This is a genomic window from Vibrio sp. V19_P1S1T109 (assembly GCF_002241375.1).
Classification (GTDB): Bacteria; Pseudomonadota; Gammaproteobacteria; order Enterobacterales; family Vibrionaceae; genus Vibrio; species Vibrio anguillarum.
In genome coordinates this window covers 1-3,273 of the sequence record NZ_NDIM01000082.1, presented here as the reverse complement: position 1 = coordinate 3,273, position 3,273 = coordinate 1, and the positions used below count along the sequence as shown (strand labels likewise).

Here is a 3,273-nt window from a genome sequence, read left to right as displayed (position 1 = left end):
CTCTTATAACTTATTGTATTATCAGCATGTTTTGTCGATTATTTTAACGTTGTTCAAATAAGCCATTATTTAAGCCATTATTTTTTTATAAAAAAATGAATATAAGCAAATGTGGATATAGCAAAAAAATCTAAGCCGTCCTGTAGTTACATTACAAATTTAGTTACATCGCAAATTCTTTTTTGATCCAACTTCTTAACACTAAGATACTCTCTTGTTTCAGTTGCTCTTTGGCACAAACGAAGTAGTAGTCTTGATAGGGATTAGTCACTGCGGAACCGAGTTCTTGTAGTAGGCCTAACTTGATGTCATCTTTTACAAAGAGGCGATGGGTAACGAAAATACCTAATTGGCGGATAGTTGCTTGTACGGCTTGTGCTGAAGAGACAAATGATAGGTTTTTGCGACTTTCTGGCATGCTAAGTTGATAAGCATCGCACCAAATTTGCCAGTCTTTTTTGCGGCGCTCGTTCACAGCGATAATCGCTGGGTGGCATTTAAGTATGGATGAAAGCGTCTGCTTATCACCTTGCTTTATGAGGTCAGGTTTTATGAGTTCAGGGCTGCATACCAGCACCAATTCATCTTCGGCAAGTTTCTCACAATAGTAGTCTTGCCACTCATCTTGTTTACCATGAACAATCGCGATATCAACGTTCTCTGATGTTAGAGAAAAAGTGCTTGTTAAACTCGATATTCTCACGTCTATATGTGGCGCATGCTCTTGAAAGCGGTTAACTCGTGGTATCCACCAGTGCAGCGCTAATGAGTTGACCATGTTGAGTGTCAGTCGGTTATGGCGCTCATCTCTCATAAGCACTTCAGTTGCTTCAACGATTTGCTCCAAAGCAGGCGCAATTCTCCGATAGTATTTTTGACCAGCATTATTGAGTACGACGTGACGTCCAACGCGATTGAATAGCGGCTGGTTTAGCTGGTTCTCTAATGCTTTTATTGATTGACTGACGGCTGAATGACTAACATTAAGGTGCTTTGCTGCATCCGTCATGCTGCCTGTTTCTGCTACGGCAATAAATGAGTAGAGTGACTTGAGCGGAGGTAGTTTTCGCATTGGTAAGTTTCTCTTACAGGTTTGGTTAATATTACTCGTTATTTTTCCTTTCGTCATTGTTCTATGATGGCTGTACTAGAGGAGAGTTGTATGAACCCACGAATTTTGGCTCCATTATTTATGTTGTCCTCCACATTTAGCTTGTCATTGACAGGGCTACTGTCTAAGTTTCTTGCACATGAGATACCGTTACAAAGTCTCAGTTTTCTCCGATTTTTACTCCCCGCGCTCATATTGTTGGGAGTAATGAGCTTAACTCATTTCCGTTTTCCTCCCAAAGGTATGAAACGGGCTCTGTGGGTTCGCTCAGTATGCATTGCAGGCTGTCAGCTCTGTTTTATTTACTCACTTCAGCATCTTTCTTTGGTGGAAAGTGTTGTATTGTTTAGCACTGGTCCACTGTTTATTCCTTTGTTAGAAAAATTAATATTTGGTGTGGTGATGAAAGCAGGCACGGTTGTGAGCTTGGCCATTACATTTATCGGGGTGTTACTGCTGGCTGGCGATGTTTCGGGCATCCATTTACGGATGGAGTTATTGGTCGGTTTACTTGCGGGAGCGCTGAATGCGGGATCGCAGTTAAGCTTATATCGAGCGACGAAAAGTGATATGCGATCTATTGATATCAATGCTTGGACGTTTGTGTGTGCATCAATCTTATTACTACCTTTGTTATTTCTTCCTACCTCGGACGCGAATGTACTTCAACAAACCTGGGGCAGCTTGCAGCAGTTAGCTGTGGTTATTGCCTTGAGCGGAGTCTCTATATTAGTCATCAACACTCAAATTTTTCGAGCCAAAGCCTACCGTCTGGCACACTCTGGCTCGCAGCTCGCTCCGTTAATTTTTACCAATTTGCTTTTTACCGCTTTATGGCAACAGTTGTTTTTTAATGTGCAGTACTTGCCAACACAAATGGTAGGATTGGGCTTGATTGTGATGGCAACTTTTACCGGAATTCTTATCCCGAAGCTATTTAAATCCTCAGTATCGTCAAACCAGCTTAAATCAGCTTAACCCGCTTATTGCTACTGTCTGATGAGCCCATAAGGCAGGCTAGAAAATACCTTAGGATTATTTTTCACTGTGGGCGCTTGGTTGGTTTTCTGCCAATCAAGTAACATAATGGCAAGTACATTGCGGTGCTCTCCGTCGGCAAGGTCAAACACACCTGAGGTAGAGGGGATCATCCCTTTCTTTTTATCAATCGCTTGTTGAATTGCGAGACGAGTTTTTTCTACAACAGGATCCTTTTCTAAACCTGCGAGTAGAAAAGTGATCCCAACTTCAGCAACCACATCTTCCTTCGCTCTTAGCAAAATGGTATCGATATTATTGCGAAAGTAGTCGAAGATCCATTGATGCTGCTGCTCTTTAATGGGATTTTGATAGTATTCCGAATCGGCAAAAATAATGTGTGTCATGCCATACAGCTTATTGCCATATTGTTGCGTGGAGAGTGCTTTATCAGCAGAATCTGGGTATGTTTTCCTAAAGCTATCAATGAATGGTTGTACGACATCTTGTTCACCTAACTGGCGTAACCAATAGACTTGGTTAGCAAGTTGTGCGGCCCACGCTTTAATCATTTCTTCATCAGTGGCGTACTTAGTAAAATCATAACGGCGGATCACTTGGCGCAAAAGCTGATCTTCTTTATGTTTCAAACCATATTCGTTGGCACGGGCCATAGAGCCTAATAGGTCGACGCCTAAGTAGAGGTATTCTGGCATATGTTTAGTGGCGATATAGCGTAATTGGCTGCGTTCATCTTCGTCATCGAGGTATCCAGCCAAACGTTGCTCAGAGTAGAGAAAAACCTGTTCAGCAGTTGAAACTTCTGCGGAAAATTGATTAAGTCGGCTTGCTACGCGAGCAAGATCACTCCACACCGCTGCTGAATATTTAGGGTCTAGAGTTTGGCGATACATCCGTAACCCATAGTGCCCCTCTTTGAATGCCGGCAATGTGAAAAGTTGCTCTTCATAGGTTTGACGAATAAGCTCCGCAGATTCAGAAAAAGTGTTATTCGTTGTTGGCGCCGGCTCTGCATAGCCAGAGGCAGGCAACCACAATGCAATAGCTAATCCCAGAAATAGGCCACTCTTTTTTAATAACATGATGAAAACACACCTCTAAGCTAATATTCATAATAACATTAGCATTTAATGGATTTATTATTGTTGGTGATGTGTCAAGTG

Annotated in this window: 3 protein-coding genes; 1 reads left to right on the top strand and 2 read right to left on the bottom strand. The window is 42.0% G+C overall.

The genetic code is table 11. The features are described 5' to 3' along the window. Positions 1-163: 163 nt before the first annotated feature. Positions 164-1,072 (bottom strand): LysR substrate-binding domain-containing protein, encoded by a 909-nt coding sequence (locus B9J87_RS03800; protein ID WP_094149394.1) that lies wholly within the window; start codon positions 1,070-1,072, stop codon positions 164-166. A 90-nt stretch (positions 1,073-1,162) separates the two neighbouring features. Here B9J87_RS03800 and B9J87_RS03795 point away from each other — a divergent pair, with 90 nt between their 5' ends. Further along, entirely contained in the window at positions 1,163-2,089 is a 927-nt protein-coding gene (locus B9J87_RS03795) for a DMT family transporter (RefSeq protein WP_017045989.1), read from the top strand. Positions 2,090-2,100: 11 nt separating this feature from the next. Here the strand turns inward: B9J87_RS03795 and B9J87_RS03790 are convergent, their stop codons facing one another. Next, positions 2,101-3,192, bottom strand: a complete 1,092-nt coding sequence (locus B9J87_RS03790; RefSeq protein WP_094149392.1) for a DUF3541 domain-containing protein — start codon at positions 3,190-3,192, stop codon at positions 2,101-2,103. Between the last annotated feature and the right edge of the window lie 81 nt (positions 3,193-3,273).

What these genes read in the sequence shown, in the direction of transcription:
- B9J87_RS03790 (WP_094149392.1), bottom strand. Translation starts at nt 3,192, where the DNA reads ATGTTATTAAAAAAGAGTGGCCTATTTCTGGGATTAGCTATTGCATTG.
- B9J87_RS03800 (WP_094149394.1), bottom strand. Translation starts at nt 1,072, where the DNA reads ATGCGAAAACTACCTCCGCTCAAGTCACTCTACTCATTTATTGCCGTA.
- B9J87_RS03795 (WP_017045989.1), top strand. Translation starts at nt 1,163, where the DNA reads ATGAACCCACGAATTTTGGCTCCATTATTTATGTTGTCCTCCACATTT.